The following is a 301-nucleotide window of genomic DNA, read 5'->3' as shown; positions in this document are numbered from 1 at the left end:
CTGGTTGGCCGATTGCAATAGCGGTTGTGTATGTAGTAAGTGCAATAGCTAAAGGCTATAACGAAGCACACCACGAGCATTGTTAATAGGGGAAGAAAAATGAAAACGTTAACAGCAAGAGAAATCGAAGGGGTTTCAGGTGCCGGTCTTAGTAAGTTTATAAAAGCAGTTGAAGACGGTTTAGCAGAAGTGGGTCACATGATTCACGACATAATTCATTCATAAGCTAGTTTACTAATAATTAAATAAGGTAAAAAAATGAAGACATTAAATCAAACAGAAGTTCAAGAAGTAAATGGTG

General features: G+C 36.9%; 1 protein-coding gene. It reads left to right on the top strand.

The window, feature by feature from the left end; all coding sequences use genetic code 11:
• Positions 1–99: 99 nt before the first annotated feature.
• Positions 100–225, top strand: a complete 126-nt coding sequence (locus tag ACFI34_RS18805; protein WP_462674602.1) for a hypothetical protein — start codon at positions 100–102, stop codon at positions 223–225.
• Positions 226–301 lie beyond the last annotated feature (76 nt).

The sequence above is a fragment of the Pseudoalteromonas sp. PSi26 genome (genome assembly GCF_054960575.1).
The sequence above is the reverse complement of the archived record's forward strand: the minus strand, read 5'-3'. Positions and strand labels throughout refer to the sequence as shown.